25 protein-coding genes are annotated in these 24,355 nt (G+C 73.4%); 10 read left to right on the top strand and 15 right to left on the bottom strand.

From position 1 onward, the window contains the following. Window positions 1-129 precede the first annotated feature (129 nt). Complete coding sequence (locus tag ABTZ54_RS27905) at window positions 130-828, top strand: GbsR/MarR family transcriptional regulator (RefSeq protein ID WP_351668245.1); 699 nt, start codon at window positions 130-132, stop codon at window positions 826-828. Window positions 829-849: 21 nt separating this feature from the next. On the opposite strand, the gene ABTZ54_RS27900 is transcribed toward ABTZ54_RS27905, so the two are convergent. Continuing rightward, window positions 850-1,386 carry a hypothetical protein gene (locus ABTZ54_RS27900; RefSeq protein WP_351668243.1) on the bottom strand — a complete coding sequence of 179 codons (537 nt, stop codon included), beginning with the start codon at window positions 1,384-1,386 and terminating at the stop codon, window positions 850-852. 133 nt (window positions 1,387-1,519) lie between these two features. Further along, complete coding sequence (locus ABTZ54_RS27895) at window positions 1,520-2,056, bottom strand: NUDIX hydrolase (protein WP_351668241.1); 537 nt, start codon at window positions 2,054-2,056, stop codon at window positions 1,520-1,522. 76 nt (window positions 2,057-2,132) lie between these two features. On the opposite strand from ABTZ54_RS27895, the gene ABTZ54_RS27890 reads away from it, so the two are divergent. Then, complete coding sequence (locus ABTZ54_RS27890) at window positions 2,133-2,684, top strand: GNAT family N-acetyltransferase (protein WP_351668239.1); 552 nt, start codon at window positions 2,133-2,135, stop codon at window positions 2,682-2,684. On the opposite strand, the gene ABTZ54_RS27885 is transcribed toward ABTZ54_RS27890, so the two are convergent. Beyond that, window positions 2,674-3,504: a crotonase/enoyl-CoA hydratase family protein gene (locus ABTZ54_RS27885; protein WP_351668237.1), complete on the bottom strand. Its 831-nt coding sequence runs from the start codon at window positions 3,502-3,504 to the stop codon at window positions 2,674-2,676. The genes ABTZ54_RS27890 and ABTZ54_RS27885 overlap by 11 nt on opposite strands. 132 nt (window positions 3,505-3,636) lie before the next feature. Between ABTZ54_RS27885 and ABTZ54_RS27880 the strand changes: the two genes are divergently transcribed. Beyond that, window positions 3,637-4,020, top strand: a complete 384-nt coding sequence (locus ABTZ54_RS27880; protein WP_351668235.1) for a hypothetical protein — start codon at window positions 3,637-3,639, stop codon at window positions 4,018-4,020. Window positions 4,021-4,073: 53 nt separating this feature from the next. Here ABTZ54_RS27880 and ABTZ54_RS27875 read toward each other — a convergent pair whose 3' ends face one another. Beyond that, window positions 4,074-4,754, bottom strand: a complete 681-nt coding sequence (locus tag ABTZ54_RS27875) for an ABC transporter ATP-binding protein (protein WP_351668233.1) — start codon at window positions 4,752-4,754, stop codon at window positions 4,074-4,076. Continuing rightward, a complete protein-coding gene (locus ABTZ54_RS27870; RefSeq protein WP_351668231.1) occupies window positions 4,751-5,878 on the bottom strand; it encodes an ABC transporter permease in 1,128 nt (375 codons plus the stop codon). Before ABTZ54_RS27870 ends, ABTZ54_RS27875 begins: the two co-directional genes overlap by 4 nt. Before the next feature lie 239 nt (window positions 5,879-6,117). Between ABTZ54_RS27870 and ABTZ54_RS27865 the strand changes: the two genes are divergently transcribed. Further along, window positions 6,118-7,335 carry a GNAT family N-acetyltransferase gene (locus ABTZ54_RS27865; RefSeq protein WP_351668229.1) on the top strand — a complete coding sequence of 406 codons (1,218 nt, stop codon included), beginning with the start codon at window positions 6,118-6,120 and terminating at the stop codon, window positions 7,333-7,335. A 151-nt stretch (window positions 7,336-7,486) separates the two neighbouring features. Next, window positions 7,487-8,077: a TetR/AcrR family transcriptional regulator gene (locus ABTZ54_RS27860; protein WP_351668227.1), complete on the top strand. Its 591-nt coding sequence runs from the start codon at window positions 7,487-7,489 to the stop codon at window positions 8,075-8,077. Window positions 8,078-8,116: 39 nt separating this feature from the next. On the opposite strand, the gene ABTZ54_RS27855 is transcribed toward ABTZ54_RS27860, so the two are convergent. The 4 genes from ABTZ54_RS27855 to thpR all read right to left on the bottom strand — a co-directional run bounded on the left by ABTZ54_RS27855 (window position 8,117) and on the right by thpR (window position 15,033). Continuing rightward, window positions 8,117-11,077, bottom strand: a complete 2,961-nt coding sequence (locus ABTZ54_RS27855) for a tetratricopeptide repeat protein (protein WP_351668225.1) — start codon at window positions 11,075-11,077, stop codon at window positions 8,117-8,119. Further along, window positions 11,078-12,952, bottom strand: coding sequence for an HSP90 family protein (locus ABTZ54_RS27850; RefSeq protein WP_351668223.1), 1,875 nt, complete (start codon window positions 12,950-12,952; stop codon window positions 11,078-11,080). It lies immediately after the preceding gene. Between the two features lie 392 nt (window positions 12,953-13,344). Further along, window positions 13,345-14,322, bottom strand: coding sequence for a hypothetical protein (locus tag ABTZ54_RS27845; RefSeq protein ID WP_351668221.1), 978 nt, complete (start codon window positions 14,320-14,322; stop codon window positions 13,345-13,347). A gap of 90 nt (window positions 14,323-14,412) precedes the next feature. Further along, window positions 14,413-15,033, bottom strand: a complete 621-nt coding sequence (gene thpR, locus ABTZ54_RS27840; protein ID WP_502997327.1) for an RNA 2',3'-cyclic phosphodiesterase — start codon at window positions 15,031-15,033, stop codon at window positions 14,413-14,415. 43 nt (window positions 15,034-15,076) lie between these two features. Here thpR and ABTZ54_RS27835 point away from each other — a divergent pair, with 43 nt between their 5' ends. Both ABTZ54_RS27835 and ABTZ54_RS27830 read left to right on the top strand, forming a co-directional pair. After that, a complete protein-coding gene (locus ABTZ54_RS27835; protein WP_351668217.1) occupies window positions 15,077-15,655 on the top strand; it encodes a TetR/AcrR family transcriptional regulator in 579 nt (192 codons plus the stop codon). A 104-nt stretch (window positions 15,656-15,759) separates the two neighbouring features. After that, on the top strand, window positions 15,760-16,542 hold the full coding sequence (locus ABTZ54_RS27830; protein WP_351668215.1) for an oxidoreductase: 783 nt from the start codon (window positions 15,760-15,762) through the stop codon (window positions 16,540-16,542). Here ABTZ54_RS27830 and ABTZ54_RS27825 read toward each other — a convergent pair. Next, the gene (locus ABTZ54_RS27825) at window positions 16,529-16,987 is read right to left on the bottom strand and encodes a hypothetical protein (protein WP_351668213.1); all 459 of its coding nucleotides are present in this window, start codon (window positions 16,985-16,987) and stop codon (window positions 16,529-16,531) included. The genes ABTZ54_RS27830 and ABTZ54_RS27825 overlap by 14 nt on opposite strands. A gap of 177 nt (window positions 16,988-17,164) precedes the next feature. On the opposite strand from ABTZ54_RS27825, the gene ABTZ54_RS27820 reads away from it, so the two are divergent. The 3 genes from ABTZ54_RS27820 to ABTZ54_RS27810 all read left to right on the top strand — a co-directional run bounded on the left by ABTZ54_RS27820 (window position 17,165) and on the right by ABTZ54_RS27810 (window position 20,283). Then, entirely contained in the window at window positions 17,165-18,388 is a 1,224-nt protein-coding gene (locus ABTZ54_RS27820) for a sensor histidine kinase (protein ID WP_351668211.1), read from the top strand. An 8-nt stretch (window positions 18,389-18,396) separates the two neighbouring features. After that, on the top strand, window positions 18,397-19,038 hold the full coding sequence (locus ABTZ54_RS27815) for a response regulator (protein WP_351668380.1): 642 nt from the start codon (window positions 18,397-18,399) through the stop codon (window positions 19,036-19,038). A gap of 192 nt (window positions 19,039-19,230) precedes the next feature. Then, on the top strand, window positions 19,231-20,283 hold the full coding sequence (locus ABTZ54_RS27810) for a hypothetical protein (protein WP_351668209.1): 1,053 nt from the start codon (window positions 19,231-19,233) through the stop codon (window positions 20,281-20,283). Window positions 20,284-20,302: 19 nt separating this feature from the next. Here the strand turns inward: ABTZ54_RS27810 and ABTZ54_RS27805 are convergent, their stop codons facing one another. The 5 genes from ABTZ54_RS27805 to ABTZ54_RS27785 all read right to left on the bottom strand — a co-directional run bounded on the left by ABTZ54_RS27805 (window position 20,303) and on the right by ABTZ54_RS27785 (window position 24,219). Continuing rightward, a complete protein-coding gene (locus tag ABTZ54_RS27805; RefSeq protein ID WP_351668207.1) occupies window positions 20,303-20,749 on the bottom strand; it encodes a DUF7144 family membrane protein in 447 nt (148 codons plus the stop codon). Between the two features lie 225 nt (window positions 20,750-20,974). Beyond that, window positions 20,975-21,241 (bottom strand): metal-sensitive transcriptional regulator, encoded by a 267-nt coding sequence (locus ABTZ54_RS27800; protein WP_351668205.1) that lies wholly within the window; start codon window positions 21,239-21,241, stop codon window positions 20,975-20,977. Window positions 21,242-21,303: 62 nt separating this feature from the next. Beyond that, window positions 21,304-22,146 (bottom strand): sulfite exporter TauE/SafE family protein, encoded by an 843-nt coding sequence (locus ABTZ54_RS27795; RefSeq protein ID WP_351668203.1) that lies wholly within the window; start codon window positions 22,144-22,146, stop codon window positions 21,304-21,306. Beyond that, entirely contained in the window at window positions 22,143-22,718 is a 576-nt protein-coding gene (locus ABTZ54_RS27790) for a rhodanese-like domain-containing protein (RefSeq protein WP_351668201.1), read from the bottom strand. Before ABTZ54_RS27790 ends, ABTZ54_RS27795 begins: the two co-directional genes overlap by 4 nt. 112 nt (window positions 22,719-22,830) lie before the next feature. Next, the gene (locus tag ABTZ54_RS27785) at window positions 22,831-24,219 is read right to left on the bottom strand and encodes a rhodanese-like domain-containing protein (RefSeq protein WP_351668199.1); all 1,389 of its coding nucleotides are present in this window, start codon (window positions 24,217-24,219) and stop codon (window positions 22,831-22,833) included. Between the last annotated feature and the right edge of the window lie 136 nt (window positions 24,220-24,355).

Genomic DNA, 24,355 nt, shown 5'->3' with positions numbered 1-24,355 from the left:
GTCAATCGACTGAGGAAGTAATCACAGGTCAATGGCGCCAAATTGATGCAATGACGCTGCGTTCGAATGCAACACAGCGTTGCAATGAGGAGCCGCGAAGGCAATACTGAGCGGATGCCAGGAGGACGGTTGACCCAGCAGGAACGTCATCGGATCGCGGCCGGGCTGGCCGGCGGGCTCTCGTACGCCGAGATCGCCAGGAGGCTCGGCCGGCCGACGTCGACGATCAGCCGGGAGGTCACGCGCAACGGGGGCCCGGGCGGCTACCGGCCGCAGCAGGCCCACGAGGTGACGACGCAACGGGCACGGCGCAGCACGCCGGCGCTCCCGTACGCGGGCGGTGCGGAGGGAGCCGCCGACACGGCCCTCGACCCTCACAAGGAGATCCACGAGGAGATCCACGAGGAGATCATCGAACTGGCCGTCAGGTCGGGGATGCCGAGGATGACGGCCCGCGTCCACGTGGACCTGCTGATGTCCGACGACGGCAGACGCACGGCGGCCGAGCTCACCCGCAGACTGCGGGTCAGCCCGGCCTCCGTATCCGTCGCCGTCAACTTCCTCGTCCAGCACGGATACGCGCGCCGCGAGCGCGATCCGCGACAACGGCACGACGTGTACGTGATCGACGACGACGCCTGGTACCACTCGATCCTGATCAGCTCACGGCAGACGCTCGAAGTGGCGCAGGCCGCGATCACGGCGGCGGAGACCCTCGGGCACGACCGGCCGGCGGGGCAGCGGCTGGCCCGCGGGGGCACCTTCCTCCAGCAGGTCGTCCGGGACATGATGGAGTCGGCCGACCGCTGGCGCGCCCTGCTCTCCTGACCGTGCGGGGCCCCCGCCGCGTCAGCCCTGGTCCACCCGGGACAGCGCGTCGGCGATCAGGCGGGTGGCGAACTCCCGGTCGTCGGCGATGCGGTTGATGTGCTCCGCGAGGAGGAAGGCGGTGGCCTCCAGCGGGTTCATCTCGTCGCTGGTCCACTCCCCGTACTGCTTGCGCCAGAGGCTGGGGCTCAGGCCGGTGCCGGCCGCGACGACGAGTCCGGCCATGGTCGGGATCGCCTCGGCGCGCACGCTCTTGGGCATCGAGCGCATCGCGGTCACGACGCCGGGCACCACGTACTCGATGACGTCCTTGCCGTGCTCCTCGTGCGCCTGCCGCAGCCACTTCATGAACATGAAGATGACCGTGCAGGTGCCGTCCAACAGCTCGTGCACCTCGGTCGGCCCCAACGACGCGGTGAACTGCTGGATCAGCCGCCGCTGTTCGGGATCAGGTTGAGTCCTCTCCGCATAGACCGACTTGAGCCGGGAGTCGATCACCATCAGCGCCCCGCCCACATCACCGGCGGGAGCGTACTTGGGGTCGCAGGGCGATGACACAGGATCCTCCTCCGTGACCGCGATCGGCAGCGCGGCCTTGAGCGCACCGTAGAGCGACGAGCGGGCGCCGACCCGCCGATTCCTCGAAGACCACCCGTAAGGGGACCCTCGCCCTTCACCAGGCCCCTGCCCCCTACACCCACCGGTAGTTGTCGTCCGTGACGGCCGGGAGGGCGGCGTCGGTGACGGGGGTACGGGGGCCGAGCCGGGCCAGGTGGGGGCCCAGGGGCGGAAAGATCGGCAGGTCGCGGGTGTCCTGGTGGGCGATCCACTCGATGTGACCGGTCTCGTGGCTGCCGTCGGGCTGTTCGTCGCGCTCCTCGGTGGCCAGGGTGGAACGGACTTCCGGGGTGACACGAAGCCGGTGGATGAGGTGCAGCTTGCGCGGGGGTGGGGTCGGACCGGGGCGGCTGACCCGCTGGTCGACCATCCAGAGCAGTTCGCCGCCGTCGGCATGGGAGATGTCCAGTCCGAGTTCCTCCCACAACTCGCGGGCGAGAGCGGCCCTGAGGTCCTCGCCGGGTTCGACGTTGCCGCCGATGGGCGTGTAGTGCACGGAGTCGGGGCGGTCACGGCGCAGGAGGGCGACGTCGTCGCCGCAGTAGACCAGGGCCGCCACACGGATCTTCAGCGTGCTGAAGGGCTGGGATTGCCACGGGGTGTTCGTCATGGGGCGAGTATCCCCAGGCGGCCCTCACCCCCTAATTCGATTGCCGCCGTCCGGCTCGGTCCGATAGGAATCGGGCATGCTTCGAGGGGACAGAATCGGGCTGCGGGCCCGGCACGAGGAAGACATTCCGATCCTGCGGACCGAGCTCTTCGACGACGTCGTCAATGCCTCGCGGACCGAGATCGGGCCGTGGCGGCCGCTGGCGCCGGACACGAAGGACCCGCGGCTCGTCGTGGACGACACGCACGAGCGGACCGTCGCGTTCTCCGTGGTGGAGCTGGACGGCGGCACGCTCGTCGGGAGCGCGGAGCTCTGGGGCATCGACACCCACAACCGGAACGCGCACCTCGGCGTCGCGTTGCGCCCCTCGTACCGCGGCAAGGGGTACGGGTCCGACGTGGTCGACGTGCTCTGCCATTACGGGTTCGTCGTGCGGGGTCTGCGGCGGCTGCAGATCGAGACGCTGGCGGACAACGCCCCGATGCTCCGCGTCGCCGAGCGCGGCGGCTTCGTCCGTGAGGGCGTGCTGCGCTCCTCGGCCTGGGTGATGGGCGAGTTCCTGGACGAGGTGCTGCTCGGGCTGCTCGTCCAGGAGTGGCGGCAGGGCCCGACGGCGCTCAGCCGCTGAACGACCCGTGCCGTCCCGCCCCCGACGCGAAGCGGGCGGCGCCCGAGAGGGTCTCGCCCGCCGACAGGGGCACCATGCCGTGCCGCAGCTCCGCCGCCAGTGCCTCCGGCTCGGGCAGCCCGTGCTGTTCCCGTACCGAGAGCCGGTCGTGGCGGAGGCAGAGCTGGGGGAACCCGGCGATCTCCAGGGCGAGTTCCTCCGCCGCCGCGCGGGACCGGCCCGGGGGTACGAGGCGGTTGGCGAGCCCGATCTCGTACGCCTCCGAGGCCCGTACCGGCCGGCCGGTCAGGATCAGGTCCATGGCGCGGCTCTCGCCGATCAGCCTCGGCAGCCGGACCGTGCCGCCGTCGATGAGCGGGACCCCCCATCGGCGGCAGAAGACGCCGAGGACCGCGTCCTCCTCGACCACCCGGAGGTCGCACCAGAGGGCGAGTTCGAGCCCGCCGGCCACGGCGTGGCCCGCGACGGCCGCGATGACGGGCTTGGACAGCTCCATCCGGGTCGGGCCCATCGGGCCGTCGCCGTCGGGCGCCACCCGGTTCCCCCGGTCCGTGCCGATGGCCTTGAGGTCGGCGCCCGCGCAGAACGTTCCGTCCTCGCCCCACAGCACGGCCACCGAGGCCTCGTCGTCCGCTTCGAACGCGCGGAAGGCGTCGGCGAGTTGGCGGGCGGTGGGTCCGTCCACGGCGTTGCGGGCGGCGGGCCGGGACAGCACGACGGTCGTCACCGGGCCGTTCCGCTCGACCCGTACGGCAGGGGCGGAAGAGGCGTCCGGGGCGGTGGCGTTCGGGTCTGCGGGTGTCGCCGGGGTATCGGTCATGGCGGCATTCTCACGTGGCGGCCGGGCGTCGGCCAGTTCCGGCGCCGGAACCCTGTCCGCCGCACGCCTCTCCTGCCATCCTGTGCGACGTCCAGCGGCGCAGAACCCTCTGCGCACTACCGGGGAGGGCTCATGAACAGACGAAGGACGACGGCATTCGCGGTGGCGGCCACCGCCGCCGCCGGGCTCCTGCTCGCTCCCGCGCCCACGGCGTCCGCTCAGGCCACGTCCTGCTACGGAAGCGCCAGGGCCATCAACAGCACCGACGACAACGGGCATTGGCCCGGCGGCAGCTACACGTACACCACGTCCAACTGCAACGACATCAACGTCAAGCTGACCACGGAGGACGGCGTCAGGACCTGCTTCGCCCCGTCCAGCGGCGGCTACTACTGCAACGAATGGCGTCCGGTGCCCGCCAACACCTGGACGGTGGCCGCCTCCGACGTCAAGGACGGCACCAAGTTCTGGCTGCTGTTCGACAGCACCGGCGTCCGCGGGCTCGCCGCCTACTGACACGGGTCCGCGCAGGGCCGGTCGCGCCGCCGCGCGGCCGGCCCTGCGCGGGATCAGGCGGGCGTCGCGGCCGGTGCCGCGTGGTCCGGCATGTCGAGGACGGTGTCCGCCGCGGCGGTGACGACCGGGTCGTGGGTGGCGACGACGGTGACGCAGCCGTACTGACGGGTGGTGCGGGCGATCAGGGTGGTGAGGTCCTCCGCGCGGGTGCGGTCGACGGCGGCGGTGGGTTCGTCGACGAGGAGGAGCTCCGGTTCGAGCAGGAGGGCGCGGGCGAGGGCGACGCGCTGGCGCTCGCCGCCGGAGAGCTGGTCGGGGCGGTGCGCCAGGCGGTGCGCGAGGCCCACTTCGGTGAGGAGTTCGCGGGTTCTGGCGCGGAGCGTGCGGGGCGGGAGGCCCGCGAGGGAGGCCGCGGCGAGGAGCTGCTCCTCGGCGGTGAGTCCGGCGAGCAGGTTGCCGCTCTGGAACATGTAGCCGACGCGTTCGCGGCGGGCCCGCGCGCGTTCCCGGTCGGTGAGGGCGGCGAGGTCGGTGCCGTTCAGGAGGACCTGGCCGCGGTCCGGGCGCAGCAGGGCGCCCGCGACGGCGAGGAGGGTGGACTTGCCGGAGCCGGAGGGCCCGACGAGCGCGGTGAGGACGCCGGGCCCGAAGGACGTGGTGACGCCGCTCAGGGCGGTGGTGCGGGAGTCGCCCCGGCCCAGGGTGACGGTGATGTCGTGGAGGTGGAGACTCATCGGGCGGCTCCCAGCATGGTCATCGGGTCGACGGTGGTCACGCGTCGCAGGGTGAGGGCGGAGCCCGCGAGGCCGACCAGGGCCACGGCGGCCATGGTGGTGGCGAGGGTGCTCGCGGGGAGGCTGAAGGGCACCTGTTCGCCGACGAGCAGGCCGACGGCGGAGGCGAGGACCGCGCCGGCCGCGGTGCCGGTGGCGACGACCACGGCGGCCTGGCCGAGGGTGTGGCCGAGCAGGCGGCGCCGGGAGGCGCCCATGGCCCGCAGCAGGGCGAGTTCGGGGGTGCGCTGGACGGTCCACACGGCGAAGAAGGCGCCGACGACGAGCGGGGCGATGAGGAAGAGGAAGGTCTGGATCGAGGTCATGGTCAGGCGTTCGCCCTCGTAGCCGGGGGCCGCCGCGAAGGCCTTCTCCAGCGGGACGGTCGCGGTGTCGTGGCGGCGGTCGGCCGCGGCGAGCGTCGTGCCGTCCGCGTCCTCGGAGAGCCGGAGGGCCATCGCGCTGTACTGGCGCGGGAGGTCGGCGGGGGCCGCCTGTGCGCCGGGGGCCGTGAAGCGGATCCGGCGCCAGGTGTCCGTCGTGACGTACGCGACGGGGACGTGCCCGTACGAGGAGCGGCCCGTCGCGCCGACCACGGTCAGGCGGATCCCGAGGCGGTCGACGACGAGGGTGTCGCCGATCCGTACGCCTTCGGTGACGAGCTGGCGGGAGACGACGACGCCGAGGGGTTCGGCCGGGTCCAGGGGTGTGCCGTCGTCGGCGCCCGGGTCGGTGAAGGCGCCGGGTTCGACGCCGAACGCGGCGAGGTCGACCTCGGCGCCCCGGTTCGTGGTGCCCCGGGTGATCGAGACGCCGAGCGGGGTGGCCTCGGCGGCCTTCTCCTTCCGCCAGCCGTCGGCGGCGGGGGCGTCGATCAGCCCGCGGGCGAACTGGTCGGAGTCCGAGCCGGCCGCGAAGGCGATGTGGGTGGCGGGGAGTCTGCGCAGGGCCGAGACGGTGTCGTCGCCCAGGCCGGTGGTGAAGCCGGACACGATGCCGACGAGCGCGGCGACGAGTACGACCACGCTGCCCATGAGCAGGAAGCGGCCCCGGGCCGCTTTCAGTTCCAACAGGGCGAGGAACACGGGTTCCCTCCAGAAGTCCGGGATGAAGATAGGGACAAGGCGTCCCTAAGATAGATGATGGCGACGGTGCGTCCCTAAGGTGGGGGGTGAGCGAGCGAGGAGCGAGGGCGGCCGGACACATAGCCTCGGCCGTAAATCGGTTGATCTTCCCGCCGGGCGACGGTGCACTGTGCCGGGGCACCGCGGTCCGTGGCGCCCAGGGCCTGCCCCGCAGGCGTCCCGGAGAGGCAGCAGCAGCGATGCGCATCCGTCCCACGACCGCCCAGGACCACGAGGTCTTCGTCGACACCCTCCACGCCGCGTTCGGGCGCTTCCCGGAAACCCCGGCCGAGGACGGCGGCGGGGTCTGGTGGGCCGCGCTGGACATGGACCGGTGCCTGCTCGCCCTGGCGGCGGACGGACGCCCGGTCGGCACCGCCGGCACGTACGCCTTCGAACTCACGCTGCCCGGCGGGGCCCTCGCCCCCGCCGCCGGGGTGACCGCCGTCGGCGTGCTTCCCTCGCATCGGCGCCGGGGCGTGCTCAGCGCGATGATGCGGCATCAGCTCACCGAGCTGCGCGCCCGAGGGGAGTTCCTCTCCGTGCTGCTGGCCTCGGAGGCCACGATCTACGGCCGGTTCGGCTACGGCCCCGCGACGTACACACGACGGCTGACGGTGGCGCGCCACCGGGCGGCCTTCGCCCCGCGGCGGGCGGGCGTGGCGGCGGAGGACACCGGCTCGGTCGAGGTCCTGCGCCGTGCCGAGTGCGGGGACGTCCTTGAGGCCGTCTACGACCGCTACCGGCGCGCGCAGCCCGGCGCGCTGTCCCGTCCGCCCCGCTGGTGGGCCCTGGGCGCGGGGCAGCCGCCGATCTCCCGGACGCCGCGTTACGTCGCCGTCCACCGGGACGCGGCCGGTGTCCCCGACGGGTACGCGAGCTACTCGATCGGCGAGGCGAACACCCTGACGGTCGACGAGACCATCGCCGACGACGACGCCGTCTTCACGGCGCTGGCCCGGTTCGTGCTCGGCCACGACCTGGTCGACCAGGTCGTCTTCAAGCACCTCCCGGACGAGCACCCGCTGCGATGGCGGCTCGCGGACTTCCGCGCGGGCCGGCTCAGCGAGGAGACCGACTGGCTGTGGGTCCGGCTCCTGGACGTCCCCCGCGCGCTGACCGCGCGCGGCTGGTCCGCCGACGGCGAGCTCGTCCTCGACGTCACCGACCCGTTCCTCGGCGAGCACGGCCGCCACCTGCTGACCGTGCGCGACGGCAGGGCCGACTGCGTCCCGACGGACCGCGAGCCCGACCTGTCCCTGGACGTGGACGACCTGGGCGCGATCTACCTCGGCGGCACCACCCCGAGCACCCTCGTCCGCGCCGGACGCATCCGGTCCCACCACGCGGACGCACCCGCCCGCGCCGACACCCTCTTCCACTCCGACCGGGCGCCACACTGCCTGCACTGGTTCTGACCCGGCACAGCCTCGGCCGTCCGGGCCGCTGGGCCGCTGCTCCGGCACCTCCACGACGAGAACAGGATCCGCCGCCCCGCCACGTCCCCGGCGAGCGCCACCGTCGCGGGCCGCTCGTCGGAGGTGACGGTGACAGGCCTAGACTGGCCCCGTGCCCAAGATCGACGCTGCCACGGTCGCCGACCACCGCGCCCAGCAGCGTGCCGCCCTGCTCGACGCCGCGCGGGAGCTGCTCGCCGAGGGGGACGCGTCGCGGGTGACGTTCGCGGCCGTGGCCCGTCGTACGGGGCTGGCCCGGAACAGCGTCTACAAGTACTTCCCGGACCGGCAGCACCTGCTGACCGAGGTGGTGCGGGAGGCGGCGCCGCGCTGGACCGAGCGGATCCATGCCGCGCTCGCCGCCGCGGGCGACTCCCCCCAGGAACGGGTCGCCGCCTATGTGACCGCCCAGTTGGAGATGGTCCGCGACGGCGAGCACCGTATCGCCCGTGCCACCGCCGACGACCAGGAGGCCGCCGCCCTGCGCGCGGGCGCGGACGAGGCGCACCGGGCGCTCCTCGACCCGCTCGTCGCGGCCCTGCGGGACCTCGGCGACGACGCGCCCCTGATGACCGCGCGCCTCCTCCAGGGGTTCGTCAACGCGGCGACGACCGCTCTGGAGGCCGGCGCCGACTACGACGCCGTCGCCGACCGGGCCGTACGACTCGCCGTCGCGGCGCTCGGCGGAGTCGCCGCGACGTGAGGGCGGCCCGCTCGCCTGTCGCGTCGGGCCGCCCTTCCGCTAGCGCGCCAGGAATTCCTGCCGCAGCGCGTCGAGGATGTGCGCCGCCTCGTCGAGGCCCGCGTCGCGGCAGCGGGCCGCGGCGGTCGTGAGGCGGGTGATGGCGTCGTTGAGCCGCTCCAGGCCGTTGCCCTCGATCAGGGCGGCGACGCGGACGGCCTCGGCGCGCGGCATCTCACCGCGCTCCCCGCCCTGTTCGTGGGAGGCGATGGCGGCTTCCGCCTCGGTCAGGGCCTCCGGGAAGCGCTGCGCCCCGGTGAGGACGAGGGCGCGGCGGTAGTGGACGGCGCCCTTCTCGTACCAGCCGGGGAAGTCCCCGTCCGCCTCCGCCAGGGTGGCGGCGATGACGGCGTCGGCCTGGGCCAGGTGGTCCAGGGCCGCCTCGACGCCCTCGGACTCCCTGGCGATCATCGTCAGGCGGGCGAACTCCCGCATCATGTCGGTGATCAGGGGCGGGTTCGGCGCCTCGGCGTGCGCCGTCAGGGCCCGCTGGTACGCCGTGGCCGCCTGGTCCCAGCGGTCGGCCATGGCCAGGGTGGTGGCGGCTTCCGCGGCGACCAGCGTGTGGAGGTGCCGGTCCTCCTCCCACGCCGCCACGAGGTCCGCAAGGCGCAGGAACTCCGTGGCCGCGGCCAGGTACTCCTCCAGCTCCCGCAGCCCGCGCGCCAGGTTGAGGCGCGCCTGTGCGAGGGCGCGGTCGTCGAGGTCGGACGCCGTCCCGTCGGACAGGACGGATTCGAGCACGGCGACGGCGTCGGCCTGCCGGCCGCTTTCCGTGAGGACGTCGGCGAGCTGGAGCCGGGTCTCGGTGGCCTGGGTGTGCTCGTTCTCCTGGTCGTAGCGCGCGGCGGCCTCGGACAGGTGGCGCACGGCGCCCGTGGAGTCGCCGAGGTGGGAGACGGCGTGCCCGAGCAGGGCGTACGTGGGGGCCAGCGGGAAGGTGGTGTCGTCGTGTCGTACGGCGTCGGCGATGGCCTGGTGCAGCAGCTCCACCGCTTCGGCCGGCTCGCCCTTGGCCATGAGGAACTGGGCGAGCAGGGCCCGCGGACGCGAGCCGCGCCAGGGGCGCCCGGAGGTCTCGATGTCCTCCAGGGCCGCCCGCAGTTCCGACTCGGCCCGGGCGAGATCGCCGCGTCGGCCGTACAGGTCCGCGAAGTACTGGCGCGCGTTGGCCCGCTGGTGGAGGACGGACAGGCGCTCCGCCTCCGCCACGAGGGCCTGGGCGCGCTCCTCGAACCGCTCCAGGGCGGCGTCGGGCGGCTCCGGCAGTCGGCGCGCGGCGTCGCAGTAGGCGCCGAACGCGCTGGCGTTCAGCACGATGAGGTACTCACGGGCACGCTGCTCGCCCACGTCTGCCCCGGAGGCCGTCTCCCCCGCGCCGGGCGTCTCGCCGGAGAGCGGAGCCTCGGTCATGAGGCGTTCCGCGTCGCGCAGGAACCCGTCGAGGCGGGCCCGTACCGCGTCCCTGTTCGCCTCGGCCTCCTCGGGGCCGGTCCCCCACGCCACGGCGCGTGCCCGGGCGGACAGCGCGTGCCAGGGCATGCCGACGCGCTCGAACAGCTCGGCGGCCCGCTCCATCTCCGCGACGGCCTCGTCGTTGTGGTCGGCCGTGCCGAGCTGGGAGGCCTTCTGATCGGCGAGCTCCGCGCGCAGCAGGTCCTCCGGGCCGAGCCGGTCGTCGTGCGTGGCGCTGCCGTCGGCGAGTCGCTCCTCGACAGCGGTCCACAGCCGGTCCGCGGTGGGGTGGCCTTCGCGCTCCAGGCGGCGCGCCTCGCCCACGAGGGCGAGGAAGTCCTCCGGAAGCGCCGCGACGACGGCCTTGGGGGCCGGGGTGGTCGCCACCGGGCCACGGGCGGCGGGCGCCCGCAGGCCCAGCGGCAGCGGCTCGTCGACCGGGGGCCGCTGGGCGAGGCGCCGGGCGCGCAGGCCGCCGACGGCCGTGGTGCCGTTGCGCCCGTCGAAGGCCGACGCCAGCGCGCCGGCCTCGGAGCGGACGTGGCCGAGGAGTTCGCCCGCCGTCCAGTTCCGGCCGGGCGGTCCGGCCACCGGGGTCCCGGCGTGACCGTCCTCGACCAGCGGGGCGAGCAGCATCTCCACACCGGTGAGGAAGCCGAGGTGGGCGAGCGGGGCGCCGGTCGCCTCGAACAGGGGGCGGTTCTCGGCGAGGATCTCCAGGCCGCGGCCCTCGTTGCGCGACAGGGCGCAGAACTCCAGGTGGAGGCCGACCTCCTCCTGCATGCCGGTGTTGCCGCGGACCTTCCGGTATCCGGTGAGGTGATGCGAGCGGGCCTCGTCGGCGCGGCCCTCGCGCAGCATCGGGAGCAGGGCGCGGGCCTGGCTCGCCTGCGGTTCGTCGCTGCACTCCTGCGCACCGGCGAGGACGGGCGCCCAGGTGTCGAGGGCGCTCTCGTCGTCGCCCTCCAGCACCTGGTGCCAGGCGAAGTGCCGGGTCTCGCAGGCCTCGCAGTCGCTCAGCTCCGTACGGCTCCGGGTCGCCCACAGGTCGTACGCGTCGGCGACGCCGGTGCCGGTGTGTTCGGCCACGTGGTAGCGCATGGCCGCCACCGGCTGCATGCCGTGCTCGGCCGCCTCGTAGCGGGAGCGCATCCGGTCGATCCAGCCGTGCACGGTGGCCAGCGGCACCTCGGGGACCTGGAGGAGGGAGGTGGTCACCCACTTGAAGCGCCAGAAGACCTGGTGGGCCTCCCACTGGCTGAAGGACTCGGGCGCGGTGTCCCACAGCTGGAGCAGCCGGGCGAAGGCGACGGGCGACTTGCGGTGTTCGCCGGTGTACTCGTACGCCGTCATCAGCTCCAGGAGGGCGGTGACGAGCACGTCGGGCTTGTCGAACGGCTCGGCGGCCTCGACGAGCTCCTCCGCGGTGACGGTGCGGTGGAGCCCGTGGGGGCGGTCGTGGTTCTCGCGCAGCGCTTCGAGCACGGCCTCGGGCGTGTCCAGCATCTAGATCTCCTTCCGGGGCTCGGTGCCGGGGGCGTCCGTGCCGGGGTGGTGCATGGCGTGGGTGAGCAGCCCGATGAACGCCCGGTTGAGCAGGGCGCTCTCGCTCGCCTTCAGGGGGCGGCGGCTGAGCAGCAGGGCCTGGCCGTAGAGGGCCTCGGCGGTGGTGACGGCGAGGCCGCGCTCGGCGATCGTGATCGCCTGCCGGACCAGCGGGTTGAGGTGGTTCAGGACGAGCTGCGCGCGGGGCGTCTCGTGGCGCAGGGAGCCGAGGATGTCGGCCCACAGTCCGTCGCTCTCGGCCGCGAGGTTCGAGCGGGTCCGCTCGTGGCGGGCCTCGCGGTTGTCGAGGAGCAGCGCGGGGGCGGTGACGGGCTGGAAGTCGCGCAGGACGACGTCGCAGTCGTGGACACCGACGGTCTCCCGGGCGACGGCGAGGAAGGCCGCCGCGCGCAGTTCGGCGGTCGGGTCCACGGCGTCGAGGTGGGCGGTGACCGTGGCCGGGTCGAGGTCGGTGACCGTCGTGCCGGGCCGGATCTCGGGCAGCCGGTGCACCAGGTCGCGGTCGTAGGTGTAGCCGCCGTTGACGACGCCCAGGCCTGCGGCCGAGGCGATCGGGGCGACCTGGCGGAACTCCTCGACGCTCCGGGTGACCAGGAGGGTCGGGTGGGTCCGCGCGAACTCCTCCAGGGTGACGTTGCCGTCGGTGGTCTCGAACGGCAGCCACGGCAGCACGATGCGGAGCAGCTCGTCGTCGTAACGGGCGAGGGCCTTGACGGCGAGGTGGTGGGTGTCGATGAACCGGTGCAGCAGGGCCGGGTCGCTGGCGGCGAGCCCGGTGAGCCAGTCACGGATCCGGTCGCCGAGGGCGTCGCGTACGGCGGACAGCGTGCCGTCCTCGTACAGCGCTTCCCGGGAGGCGGTGGGCCGCAGGCTGGTGGTGTCGACGACGCAGCGGACGAAGAACGCCCAGTCCGGCAGCAGTTCGGGCGCCTGGTCGGTGAGCAGCATGCCCTTGAGGTGGACGCGGTGGCCGGCGCGCTCGGCCGGGCTCACGGCGGTGGGCAGGACGTAGGCGACACCGCGCAGGCCCGCCGCCGGGAGGTCGAGATCGATGGTGTCGAGCGGGGTGAAGCCGAAGAGGGTGCGGCCGTACTCGGCGAGCGCTTCGCGGCGGGCCAGCGGGGAGCGGTGGGTACGGTCCCACGGCGGCGTCTCGTTGACCCGGTGGGCCTCGCCGCGCGGTCCGACGACGGTGACCTCGTGCCGCAGCAGCCCGCCGTAGTGCCGGGCCAGGTCGACGACGCGTTCGGGGCTCGTCCACTCCGCGTTGTCGGCGCGCGGGACGAGCCGCACGGTGGTGCCGGGCTCGGGCACGGCGGAGGCGGGCAGCGTGCGGATGGTGTAGCGGCCGTCGGAGTGGCCGCGCCATTCGACGGCGGGCGCGGACGGGTCGGCCGCGGACCTGGTGTGCACCGTGATCTCGTCGGCGACGACGAAACAGGCGAGCAGGCCGATGCCGAACTGCCCGATGAACTCCCCGCGCGCGGCGTCGAGCCCGGCCCCGTCGAGGGCGCCGTCGGGGGTCCGCTTGGAGCTGCGCCCGATGGTGGCGAGGAATCTGTGGACATCGGCCTCGGTCAGGCCGACGCCGGTGTCCGTGACGGTCAGGGTGTCGCCGGTGCGCACGGTGATGGTGCCGGGCGCGGCGGGGTCGAGCGCCTGCCGGGCGGTGATGGCGTCGACGGCGTTCTGGAGCAGCTCGCGCAGGTAGACGCGGGGGCTGGAGTAGAGGTGGTGGGAGAGCAGGTCGACCAGGCCGCGCAGGTCGACCTGGAAGGTGTGTGCGGTCTCGGAACCGGAACCGGAAGGGGACAACGCTCGAAGTCCTTCGCTGGGCGCGCCCGCGCGGGAGGGCGGGGCGGGCGGGAGGGCGGGAGAGTAGGCGGGGGTACGGGGCGGGGCCGGGGCCCGGGAGATGGGCGGCGTACGGTCACGGTCGCGTCGGTCTCGTCGGTCGCTCGGGCGCGGGGCCGCGGTGGGGGCCGGTCGGGTCGGCCGAGTCGCCGGCCCGGTCGGCCCGGTCGGTCAGGTCGGTCGGTCGGCACCGGAACGGCTTGCGCGGCACCGGGCCGGTCGGGTCGCTCGGCGCCGATCGGCCGCTGGGCCGCTCGCCCATTGGGCCACCGCGTCACAGGCCGAAGCCACGGACAAGTGGTCCAGAAGCGGCGCCGGCCCGGCCCGGCGGACGGGCGGTGCTCGGCCGGAGGTCAGCGCCCGGCTACGGAACGCATCTTCCGGTAGGCCGCGGCCGGGTCGTCGCCGTCGAGGTAGTACCAGGGCGACTCGGTGACCCGCCCGTCGGCCGCCTCGAAGCACTCGCGTGCTCCGTTACGTTCCCCTGCCAGCGAGAAGGCCATGGCGAAGGTGTTGACCAGCTGGAGCCAGCCCCGCCCGCGCTGGAAGTCCGGGTGCCGGTACGAGTGGTCGGCGGCCTCCCGCAGGGACGCGGCCACCTCGGGCCGGCGTATGTAGGCGGCGTCCGCCCCGCTGTCGAGGGCGAGCCAGTGCTCGATGTGCGCGTACGGGACAAGCTGCCCGAGCAGCGTGCCGCCGGGCGCCCCGAGAGCCGCCGTCCGCGCGAAGGCGTGCATCTCGTCGTGCGATCCGCTCCACTTGGCGCACACCTGCTGCAACTGCTGCTGGTGGGCGCCCAGGTGGTGCGGGGCGCGCCGCACCGTCGCCTCGAAGCGGCGGCGCGCGGTGGCCGGCCCGACTTCGAGCCCGCGGCCGGTGATCTGGAGGCCGTACCAGGGCGAGGACCAGCCGGGCTCGCGCTCGGCGACCTCGTACAGCCACTGCTCGGCCGTGCGCAGCCGCGCGTGGAACACGTCGAACTGCTCGCGGGACACGTGCTTGGCCAGGGCGTCGGTCCGGGCCTCCCAGCCCCAGCTGATGTGCCGGATGCCCGCCACGAGCAGCGGCAGCGGGGCGTCCGGCTCCGCTTCGAGCACGGGCGCGATCCACCGCTCCACCCCCGCGGTGTCACCGACGGCCCACAGGAGCTCCGTCCGGTCCTCGCTCTCGGGCCGGGCCTCCAGCACGGCACGCACCGCCGCCCAGTCCCCGGCCTCGGCGGCATCGCGTACCCGCTGGACATCGGGGTCACCGGAGTCCCGCTGCACCTTCACACCGGGCCGGCCGGCCCATTTCCCCAGCGTGAGCCCCCAGTCACGGAGCAACGCCATGTCCCCACCCCTTGCCATGATCGAACGGGCAGGTCATCGATCACCCGCCCGGTGGAGTAGTGACTATCACGGGCGTCCGACAATCGCACATCAGTATCCACAGCCCAGTGGCCAGGCTTCGATGTCCCGGTAGCGGATCGGCCCCGGTCCGCGCCCGAAGTTGCTGCCGACCAGGTGGAGACGGTCGGTGTGCCAGGCGCGGCCCTGGAAACCCGCGAGGGCGGCGGCCGTCTCGACCACGCTCGACGGGTCGTCGCGGCGGGCCCGGGCGAGGGTCAGGTGGGGGCGCAGGGGGCGCCCCTCGTAGGGGATGCCGCACTCCCTCACCACGGCGCGCACGTCCCCCGCCAGTCGGTGCAGCCCCTCCAGGTCGCCGTCGATGCCGCTCCACAGGACCCGCTCGTCGAAGTGGCCGCCGCCGCGCAGGGCGAGCCGCAGCGGGCCGCGGGCCGCCGCGAGTTCCGCGAGCGGGCGCCGCAGGGGCGGTACGGCCGTGACGGGGAGCTCCCCGAGGAAGGCGAGGGTGATGTGCCAGTCCTCGATGCGGTTCCAGCGCATGCGGGGGTACGCCTCGTAGGCGGGCAGCAGCTCCCGCTCCAGCTGGTCCTTCGCGTCGTCGGGCGGGGCGAGCGCGATGAACACGCGGACGGTCGCCTCAGGGGTCTCTTCGTTCACAGGGACTTCGTACCTCGCCGGGGCCGCCCCCGTCATTCTTACTTGACCCACAGGTACAGAATAGTGCTACCTTCGCCCCATGGGCAGACCGAAGCAGTTCGATCCGGACGTGGCGGTGGAGCGCGCGATGGGCGTGTTCTGGCGCAAGGGGTACGCGGGGACGACGCCGCAGGATCTCGTGGACGAGATCGGCATCGGCAAGGGCAGTCTGTACAACGCCTTCGGCAGCAAGCACGCCCTGTTCGAGCGGGCGCTCGCCCGCTACCGCGACTCGCAGGCCGCGTGGCTGGAGGCGCTGCTCGACCACCCCGGCTCCGCGAAGGACCGGCTGCGCGGCGCGCTGGAGGCCCTGGTGGAGCTCGACCTGGGCGACGAGGACCGGCGCGGCTGCATGGCGGTCAACACCGCCGCCGAGTCGGCCCCTTCGGACGCCGGGACGACCGAGACAGTCCGTGGGATGTTCGCCCGTACCGAGGGCGCGTTCCGGGCGACGGTCGAGGCCGGGCAGCGGGCCGGCGAGATCGACGCCGGGCGGGACGCGGCCGCCGTGGCCTCCTGGCTGCTCGCCACGGTCATCGGCATGCGGGTCCTGGCGAAGACCGCCGAGGACGACACCCAGCTCAGACGGGTCGTCGACGCGGCACTGGCGTCCATCTAGGACCCGCCCCGCGCCACACATCCGGCGCCGCTTCCCGCGGCGCCTTCCTTTCGGCCTACTTCTGTACCCGTAAGTCAAATACTCGTATCTGTGGGGAGAAACGCATGGACCTCCATCTCACCGGGAAGACCGCCGTCGTCACCGGAGCCGGCCGGGGTGTCGGCCTCGCCATCACGCGGCAGCTCGTTGCCGAAGGGGTACGCGTGGTGGGCGCGGCCCGCACGGTCACGGCGGAGTTCAAGGAGACGGGCGCGTATCCCGTCGCGGCCGACCTCAGCACTCCGGAGGGGGCGGAGGCGCTGGGCGAGCAGGCCCTCGCACACCTCGGCGGGGTGGACATCCTGGTCAACAACCTCGGCGGCGGAGACGCGTTCACCCTCCAGGGCTTCCTCGGGACCGACGACCGGCGGTGGGCGCGCTGCTTCGAGGTCAATCTGTTCGGCTCCGTACGGGTCACCCGGCACCTCCTCCCGAGCATCCTGGAGCGCCGTGGCACGGTGCTGAACATCTCTTCCATGAGCGCCCGCCTGCCCGGCACCGGTCCGATCGAGTACGCCGCCGCGAAGGCGGGCCTCAACGCATTCGGCAAGGCGCTCGCCGAGGAGTTCGGCCCGCAGGGCGTGCGCGTCAACACCGTCACGCCCGGCCCGACCCGTACCGGCATGTGGGAGGACGAGGACGGCTTCGGCGCCCGCCTCGCCGAGGCCCAGGGGCTCGGGCACCGGGAGTTCCTGGCCGGAGTGCCCGCGGCGATGGGCATGACCACGGGGCGCATGGTCGAGCCGGAGGAGGTCGCGGCGGTCGTCGCCTTCCTCGCCTCGGACCGCGCGGCCAGCGTGACCGGCGCCGACTACGTGGTCGAGGGCGGAGGCATCAAGACGGTGTGACGCGCTGTGCGCCCGCGCTCCCGACCGCCAGCGTCACACAGAGGGCGGCCAGCGGGAGTTCCGCGAGTGCGGCCATGGCGACGGCCGTGGCCAGTTCGGGGCCGGGGGCGGCGGTCGCGAGGTCGATGCAGGCGTCGGCGAGGAGGAGGGTGGCGGCCGCGCCCGCCGGGGCCCGGTGGCGCGGGTCACCGGTCAGGAGGCGGGCGCCGGCGGTCAGGAGTGCCGCCGCCTCCAGCGCGTCGAGGGCGACCCACGCCGCCGCTTCGGCGGGCGGCAGGGTACCGGCCAGGTAGCCGAGCCAGGGCAGCAGGACCAGGCCCGCGCCGAGCAGGACCCGGCCGTGGCGGCGACGCGAACGGGCGGCGCGCGGCGGGGCCCCGGCGGCGCGGCGGCGGTCGGTCGCGGTGGCGGTGGCGGTGGCGGGCTGGGCGGCGATGAGGGCCATGGCAGGTGCCTTTCGGGGAGTCACGGACCCGGCGGTCCGGGCTCGTGCTCCACACTCCTCGGCGGCCCCGCCCAGGTCAGTAGCACCGCTGTCCGACTTGGGGTGGCACTGGCTATACCCCCCGAGCGGGCACCAGGCGTATACCGGGCGGCGTGCGGCGGCACGTACGGTTGGATCATGAAGGTCCCGCCCCGGACGCGGCGCGCGCTGACCCGCGTGACCCGAGACACGTCCTTCCTCGCCCTGGGGATACCGTTCCATCTCCTCATGGGCTTCCTGCTGTTCGTGGCCGCCGGCCTCGTGTGGGAGATCGTGAACGGCGGCGACGCCGAGGCGCCGCTGATCCTGGGGGCCGTCGTCGTGCTCGCGGTGCTCGCCGTGCCCGCGCTGACCGTGGCCCAGATCTGGCGCTTCCGGCGGCTGCTCGGCATCGACATCCCCCGCCCGGGGTGGCGGCGACCGCTGCGGCAGACCGGCTACCACTGCTTCACCGGCCTCCTCCTCGGCGCGCTCGAAGTGCTGGTGCTGGGGCTGCTGGTGGCCGGGGTGGCCGCCGCCACGGTGTACGTGTGGATCTGGGCGGTGCCCTGGGAGTGGCGGATCGAGCACCGCGGCTACAGCACCCAGGCGCTCTACGTCACGCTGGCCGGACTCGGCGCCCTCGCCCCCGTACCCGCCCTCTCCTCGGCGCTCGTGCGGATGGAGACCCACCTCGGGCCCCGGCTGCTCGGCCCCGACACCAGCGAGGACCTGGCGCGGCGGGTCGCCGACCTCACCGAGAGCCGCGCCGGGGCCGTGGACGCGGCGGACGCCGAACGGCGCCGGATCGAGCGGGACCTGCACGACGGCGCCCAGCAGCGGCTGGTGTCGCTCGCGCTCAACCTGGGGATCGCCAAGGCGACGCTGAAGGACCTGCCGCCCGAGGCGCGGGCCGTGATCGAGGCGGCCCACCAGGAGGCGAAGGACGCGATCGAGGAGCTCAACGACCTGGTGCGCGGGCTGCATCCGGCGGTGCTCGACGAACGGGGCCTCGACGCGGCCCTGTCCGGACTCGCGGCCCGCGCACCGCTGCCGGTGCGGCTGCGCGTCGAACTGCCGCCCCACGAGCCGTCGGCGGCCTCCGCCGTCGAGGCCGTCGCCTACTTCGTGGTCTCCGAGGCGCTGACCAACTGCGCCAAGCACGCGCGGGAGGCGACCAGGGCGGAGGTGACCGTCACCCGTCTTGGCGGGATACTGCGGGTGGTGATCGCCGACGACGGTGTGGGCGGCGCCGATCCGTCCAGGGGCAGCGGACTGCGGGGGCTCGCGCAGCGCGTGCGGTCCGTGGACGGGACTTTCCGGATGAGCAGCCCCGTAGGGGGACCGACCCAGATGAGCGTGGAGTTGCCGTGCCCGACGTGAGGCGTGCCGTGATCGCCGAGGACTCCGTGCTGCTGCGGATCGGCCTGGTCAAGGTGGTGGAGATGGCCGGCTTCGAGGTGGCGGCCGAGGCGGGGGACGCGCGGGGGCTGCTGGCCGCCGTCGAGGAGCACCGGCCCGACCTCGCCGTCGTGGACGTCCGGATGCCGCCCGGCTTCACCGACGAGGGGGTGCGCGCCGCCCTGTCCATCCGGCGGGACCGGCCGGAGACCGCCGTCCTGCTGCTCTCCCAGTACGTGGAGGAGCGCTACGCGGCCGAACTGCTCGCGACCAACACGAGCGGGGTCGGCTACCTCCTGAAGCAACGGGTCGCGGACGTGGAGGAGTTCGTGGACGCGCTGCGCCGGGTCGCCGACGGCGGCACCGCGCTCGACCCGCAGGTCGTGGCGCAGTTGCTGGTACGCAGGGCCAGCGACCCGCTGGACCGCCTGACGGCCCGCGAGCGCGACGTCCTCGCGCTGATGGCCGAGGGCCGCTCCAACGCGGGCATCGCGACCCAGCTCGTCGTCAGCGAGAGCGCCGTCGCCAAGCACATCAACAGCATCCTGGCCAAACTGGACCTCCCCCGGGCGGACGCCGACCACCGCCGCGTACTGGCCGTGCTGCGCTTCCTGGGAGTGGCGGCGGCCTGACCACCGTCACAAACAGGTCAAGTCTCCCCCTGCCACGCCCTCCTCACGCCACGATCTGAGGTCCGATACGGCGGCCTGACGCACCCGGGGGACGACATGACGACAACTCCACCGACCGAACCGAACGGCTCGACTCCGGCACAGACACCGACACCGACACCGACACCGGCACCGGCACCGGTGACGTCGCCGGTGGCACCACCGGAGACGGTTCCGGCACCCGCCCCCGCCTGGCCCGACGCCCTCGCGGACGACGCCGCGTCCGTGATCGCCCCCCATGTGGTGGGGCTTCGCGGACCCAGGCGCGTCATGGTCGTCGCCCTGACCCTCGCGTGCGGGCTCGTGGCGGGCGCGGCGGGCTGGTGGGTGGGGCACTCGCTCGACAACGTGAGCGCGGTCGACACCGCTCGGCACGAGGACGACGGGCAGCGGGCCGTCGACCGCGCGAGGCAGCCCGTCGAGGTCAGCACCGCCTACGTGGCTCAGGGCGACTACGACCCCGCCACGTTCCCCGGGGAGTGGCAGATCGTCCTGGACAAGCCTCTGTCGGCGGAGACCCAACGGGCGTTGACCGCGATCAGGCTCGGTTACGGCGACGACGGCGGGGCGTCCCGGAAGGTGTGGGAGCTGCTCCGCCCGCTGGGCGGCCGGGTGCTCGCGTATCAGCCGGCGATGTCGAAGACGCCCCCGCACTTCACCACCGGTGGGACCGTCACCTCCATCCGGCTGGGCCTGGAGAGTCTGAAGAGCGCCCCCGTGAACATCGACGACATCAGCGCCGACGCCGTCACCTGCGTCCCCGCCGACGCCGCGGTCGTGGTGAGCTACCCTCCGGCCGGCGATTCACCGGTGAAGAACCTCGCGCTGGACCTCTCCGGGCGCAGCAAGGTCCTGCTGGTCGAGGACGAGGAGGGCGGCAGGCAGGGCACGCCCTACTTCCAGGGCGCGTCGGTCGCCCTCGGACAGAACCAGACCGGCTCCAACCTGCGGATCGACGCCATCACGCAGCACGAGACCTGCACGTTCACGCTGAAGGCGTCCTACCGCGTCGCGGGCGAGGCGCCCCCGAGCGCTCCGCTGGAGATCCTGGACAAGGGCGTGCCGTTCAAGGCGGAGGGCCGTCCCGCGCATCCCGTGCAGCATTTCGAACTCTCGTGGAGCCTGCCGAGCAACGGGCGCAAGTCGGGCTGGACCTGCGCCGGCTCGGTGGAACCGGGTATCTGCGAGGTCGCGCCGTGGCTGTGAACGGGCACACAGGCCCGATTCAGGCGCCCGTCGTGCGGCTCCCCGGGTCGTCCAGGCTGCTCGCGAGGGCCCAGATCACGAACACGTCGATCGCCATCACGAGGATCGACCAGAACGGCGCGTACGGCAGGAAGAGGAACTGGGCGAGCAGGCTCAGGGAGGCGAGGAGCAGACCCGCGAAGCGGGCCCAGGTCGCGCCCTTCAGGAGGCCGGCGCCGGTGAGGGCGACGAGCGCGCCGAGGACGATGTGGATCCAGCCCCAGCTGGTGAGGCTGAGTTCGAACACGTACGAGCCGATCCGGGTGTACACGTCGTTCTCGGCGACGGCGGCGATGCCCTCCAGCACCCCGAGGATGCCGCTGCACAGCATCAGCACCGCCGCGAACACGACCCCGCCGGCCACCCAGCCGCCGGTGCCCCGGCCGCCCCGGGGTCGCCCTGACGGCTGTGCTGTCTGCTGACTCATGCCGGTGTTCCCTTCTGGTGTTCCTACCCCGTGCGCTCCCCCGCCGTACGGGCGGAGCACGCTGCTTCGAGCCTCCTCGGGCCGCCGCCCCGCAACCACATGGAATCCGCCGATCGGGTGATGGTGTGTCACCACGCCGTGGGGCGCTCGGGGTGACCAGCGTCCCCCGGATGTACGTAGTCGGCATCCGGGGGTCCGATGGTCAGGCCGCCGCCTTCACCGCGGTCACGCCAGGGCGAGAAAGAGCTTCTCCAGCTCCTCCTCCGACATGGGCGGGGCGTCGGCGTCGCTCTCGGCGAGGCACTGCCGCATCCCGCTCGCCACGATCTTGAACCCGGCCCGGTCGAGGGCCCGGGAGACGGCGGCGAGCTGGGTCACCACGTCCTTGCAGTCACGGCCGGCCTCGATCATCGCGATGACGGCGGCGAGCTGCCCCTGGGCGCGGCGCAGCCGGTTCAGCACGGGGCGCACGGCCCCTTCTTCCACCTGCACGGAGATCCTCCTCCACTCTCACCCCCCATCTATCAGGATACCCCTAGGGGTATTAATTCACCCTAGCCGCTGCTTTTCGCCCGCAAGCGGACGGCTGTCGCGGCGAGCAGACCCGCGCCCAGGACGGCCCAGGTCGCCGGGTGCACCCACAGCCCGGTACCGAGCTGCTGACTGAGGACGAAGACGCCCATCACCACGACGAACCAGCCGAAGGCCCTGCGCAGCACGGGCTGCGGTATGCGGCCCGCGAGCCGCCCGCCGACGACACTGCCCGCCACCGCCACGGCGGTCACCATCAGGGCGAGGCCCCAGTCGATCCGCACGTCCGCGAGGTGTCCGGCGAGACCGGCGAACGAGTTCATCGCGATGACCAGCAACGAGGTGCCGACGGCTATGCCCATGGGCAGGCCGCCCAGGAGCACGAGCGCCGGGACCACGAGGAACCCGCCGCCCGAGCCGACCAGGCCCGTGACCCCGCCGACGACCAGGCCCTCGACCGCGACGCGCTTGAGGGGCAGCTCCCGGTGCGGCGGCTTCGGATCGTCGGCGCGCCGCGACTTGCGGAGCATCGCGACCGCCGTTGCGAGCATCATCAGGGCGAACGCGATGAGGAGCGCCGTACCGGGCACGAACGCGGCGATCCGTCCGCCGCCGTAGGCGCCCGCCATGCTGAAGGCGCCGAACAGGAGGCCGGTCCGCCAGCGCACCCGCCGGGCGCGCGCGTGGGGCACGAGCGCGGCGAGGCTGGTGACGCCCACGACGAAGAGGGAGGTGGCGATGGCCTCCTTCGGATCCAGCCCCGCCAGGTAGACGAGGATGGGCACGGTCAGGATCGAGCCGCCGCCGCCTAGGACGCCGAGGGTGACCCCGACGAGCAGGGACGCCGCGACGACGAGCGCGATCACGGGGTGTTCCGCAGTTCCGCGATGACGGTGCGGATGTCGGTGCGCGGCCCCCGGTTGTAGGGCAGCTTGGAGAGCAGGACGCCCATGGCGCAGGTGTTGCTGAGGGCCGCGTAGGTCAGACCGGCGCCGACGGCGGTGCCGATCAGGTGCGCGCCGGGCACGAACACGCCGACGAGGCCGGTGACCAGCACGAGGGAGCCGGCGACGAGCCGGACCTGGCGCTCCATGTCCCACCGCTCGGCGCCCCGGTTGGCGGGGGCCCCGGCCGCCTCCCAGGCGTTCATGCCGCCTTCGAGGACCCGGAGGTTGGGCAGACCCGCCTCCGCGAGGGCCTTCTCGGCCTGGGTGGCGCGGGCGCCGGAGCGACAGACGAGCACGACCTCCTCGTCCAGGTGGGACAGCAGCTCGGCGCGGTGCTCGCGCAGGGTGGCGAGGGGCACGTTGTACGAGCCCGGGATGTGCACGTTGCGGAACTCGCCGGGCGTCCGCACATCGAGCAGGCGTGGCGCGCGCCCTTCGCGGACGAGCGCGTGGAGGACGGCGGGGGTGATCGACGAGGACGTCTCGGTCATACGTGGCTCCTGTGGAGAGGGGTGAGGGATACAGAAACGAATACCCTAGGGGGTATTTTCGGGCGCGTACGGGGCCCCAGGGCCCCGGATCGCGCGCAGTACGGTGCCGCCGTCAGGCCTCGGCGGACTCCGCCGACAGGGCCCAGGCCGCGTAGCCCCCGAGGATGTCGGAGACGTCGGTGAAGCCGCGCTGGCGCAGAAGGCTCGCCGCGATCGACGACCGGTGGCCGCCCGCGCAGTGCAGGACCAGGGGCCGGTCGGCGGGCAGCTCGTCCGTGCGCGCGGGAAGCTCGCTCAGCGGGATGTGCAGGGCGCCGTCGATGAAGCCGTTGGCTCCGCGCTCCCCGCAGGTGCGCACGTCGACGACGAGCGGGGGCGTGTCCCCGGCCAGGGCGGTGCGCAGACGGGCGGCGGTCAGGCGGCTCGCGGGCGCGACCTCGTCGGCGAGCGCCGCCAGGGCGTCCTCCGGGTTGCGCAGGTAGCCGACGACCCGGTCGAAGCCGATGCGGGCGAGGCGGGTGACGACCTCCTCCTCGCGGTTCTCCGGCGCCATGACGATCAGCTCGTCGGCCGGGTCGAGGACGGTACCGGCCTGCTCGGCGAAGCGGCCCTCGGCCGGCACGTTGACCGCGCCGCGCAGGTGCCCGTTGCCGAAGTCCTGCGGGGAGCGGGCGTCGACCACGACCGCGCCCGAACGCCACAGCTCGGCGAACTCGTCCGTGGACAGCGGGCGCGGCGCCGCCGTCGCGTCGTACAGGACGCGGTCCTTGCGGTTCAGTTCGGCGTCGTACGCGAAGTAGCCGGGCGCGGCGGCCTGTCCGGCGGTGACGAGCGCGACGAACTCCTCGCGCTCCATCGGGGCGCAGGCGTAGTTGGTGGCACGCTGCTCGCCGATGGTGGACTGCTTCTCCGTGGAGAGGTTCTTGCCACAGGCGGAGCCGGCGCCGTGGGCGGGGAAGACCCGCACGGCGTCGGGGAGGCCCATCAGCTTGTTCTGGACGCTGTCGTGGAGCATGGCGCCGAGCTCCTCGGCGGTCACGCCGACCGAGGCGAGCAGGTCGGGGCGGCCGACGTCGCCGATGAACAGCGCGTCGCCGGTGAGCACGCCGTACGGCACGGTGTCGGTGGCATGCTCGTACACGAGGACGCTGATCGACTCGGGGGTGTGGCCGGGCGTCTCCAGGATCTCCAGGGTGACGTCGCCGAGCGCGATGCGCTCGCCTTCGGCCAGCTTGCGGATGGGGTACTCGGTCTCGGCCCGGCTGCCGTAGCCGATCCACGCGCCGGTGCTGTCGGCCATCTCCAGGTGGCCGGCGACGAAGTCGGCGTGGAAGTGGGTGTTGATCACGCCGACGACGGTGAAGCCGTGCGCGGCGGCGTCGGCGAGGTACTCGGAGACGTCACGTCGGGGGTCGACGACGACGGCCTGTCCGGTCGCCTCGTCGGCGATCATGTACGACGCCTGGGAGAGGCAGTCGAGGTAGTACTGGGCGAAGAACACGACGATTCCTCCATCGGGGACCTGGCTGAGTTCAATACCCCCCTGGGTATCGATGCATCGACCGTAGACAGGTCACCTGGCGTAAGTCAAATACCCCCCTAGGTATCCTGAGTCACACCCGAAAAATACCCATGGG

The sequence above is a fragment of the Streptomyces sp. NPDC094032 genome, assembly GCF_040303965.1.
GTDB lineage: Bacteria > Actinomycetota > Actinomycetes > Streptomycetales > Streptomycetaceae > Streptomyces.
This window is presented reverse-complemented; position numbering and strand designations above follow the sequence as displayed.

Bases quoted from the DNA above. Each gene is read 5' to 3' on its own strand.
- ABTZ54_RS27895 (WP_351668241.1), bottom strand. From the start codon at position 2,056: ATGACGAACACCCCGTGGCAATCCCAGCCCTTCAGCACGCTGAAGATC.
- ABTZ54_RS27890 (WP_351668239.1), top strand. From the start codon at position 2,133: ATGCTTCGAGGGGACAGAATCGGGCTGCGGGCCCGGCACGAGGAAGAC.
- ABTZ54_RS27885 (WP_351668237.1), bottom strand. From the start codon at position 3,504: ATGACCGATACCCCGGCGACACCCGCAGACCCGAACGCCACCGCCCCG.
- ABTZ54_RS27880 (WP_351668235.1), top strand. From the start codon at position 3,637: ATGAACAGACGAAGGACGACGGCATTCGCGGTGGCGGCCACCGCCGCC.
- ABTZ54_RS27875 (WP_351668233.1), bottom strand. From the start codon at position 4,754: ATGAGTCTCCACCTCCACGACATCACCGTCACCCTGGGCCGGGGCGAC.
- ABTZ54_RS27865 (WP_351668229.1), top strand. From the start codon at position 6,118: ATGCGCATCCGTCCCACGACCGCCCAGGACCACGAGGTCTTCGTCGAC.
- ABTZ54_RS27855 (WP_351668225.1), bottom strand. From the start codon at position 11,077: ATGCTGGACACGCCCGAGGCCGTGCTCGAAGCGCTGCGCGAGAACCAC.
- ABTZ54_RS27845 (WP_351668221.1), bottom strand. From the start codon at position 14,322: ATGGCGTTGCTCCGTGACTGGGGGCTCACGCTGGGGAAATGGGCCGGC.
- thpR (WP_502997327.1), bottom strand. From the start codon at position 15,033: ATGACGGGGGCGGCCCCGGCGAGGTACGAAGTCCCTGTGAACGAAGAG.
- ABTZ54_RS27835 (WP_351668217.1), top strand. From the start codon at position 15,077: ATGGGCAGACCGAAGCAGTTCGATCCGGACGTGGCGGTGGAGCGCGCG.
- ABTZ54_RS27830 (WP_351668215.1), top strand. From the start codon at position 15,760: ATGGACCTCCATCTCACCGGGAAGACCGCCGTCGTCACCGGAGCCGGC.
- ABTZ54_RS27825 (WP_351668213.1), bottom strand. From the start codon at position 16,987: ATGGCCCTCATCGCCGCCCAGCCCGCCACCGCCACCGCCACCGCGACC.
- ABTZ54_RS27820 (WP_351668211.1), top strand. From the start codon at position 17,165: ATGAAGGTCCCGCCCCGGACGCGGCGCGCGCTGACCCGCGTGACCCGA.
- ABTZ54_RS27805 (WP_351668207.1), bottom strand. From the start codon at position 20,749: ATGAGTCAGCAGACAGCACAGCCGTCAGGGCGACCCCGGGGCGGCCGG.
- ABTZ54_RS27790 (WP_351668201.1), bottom strand. From the start codon at position 22,718: ATGACCGAGACGTCCTCGTCGATCACCCCCGCCGTCCTCCACGCGCTC.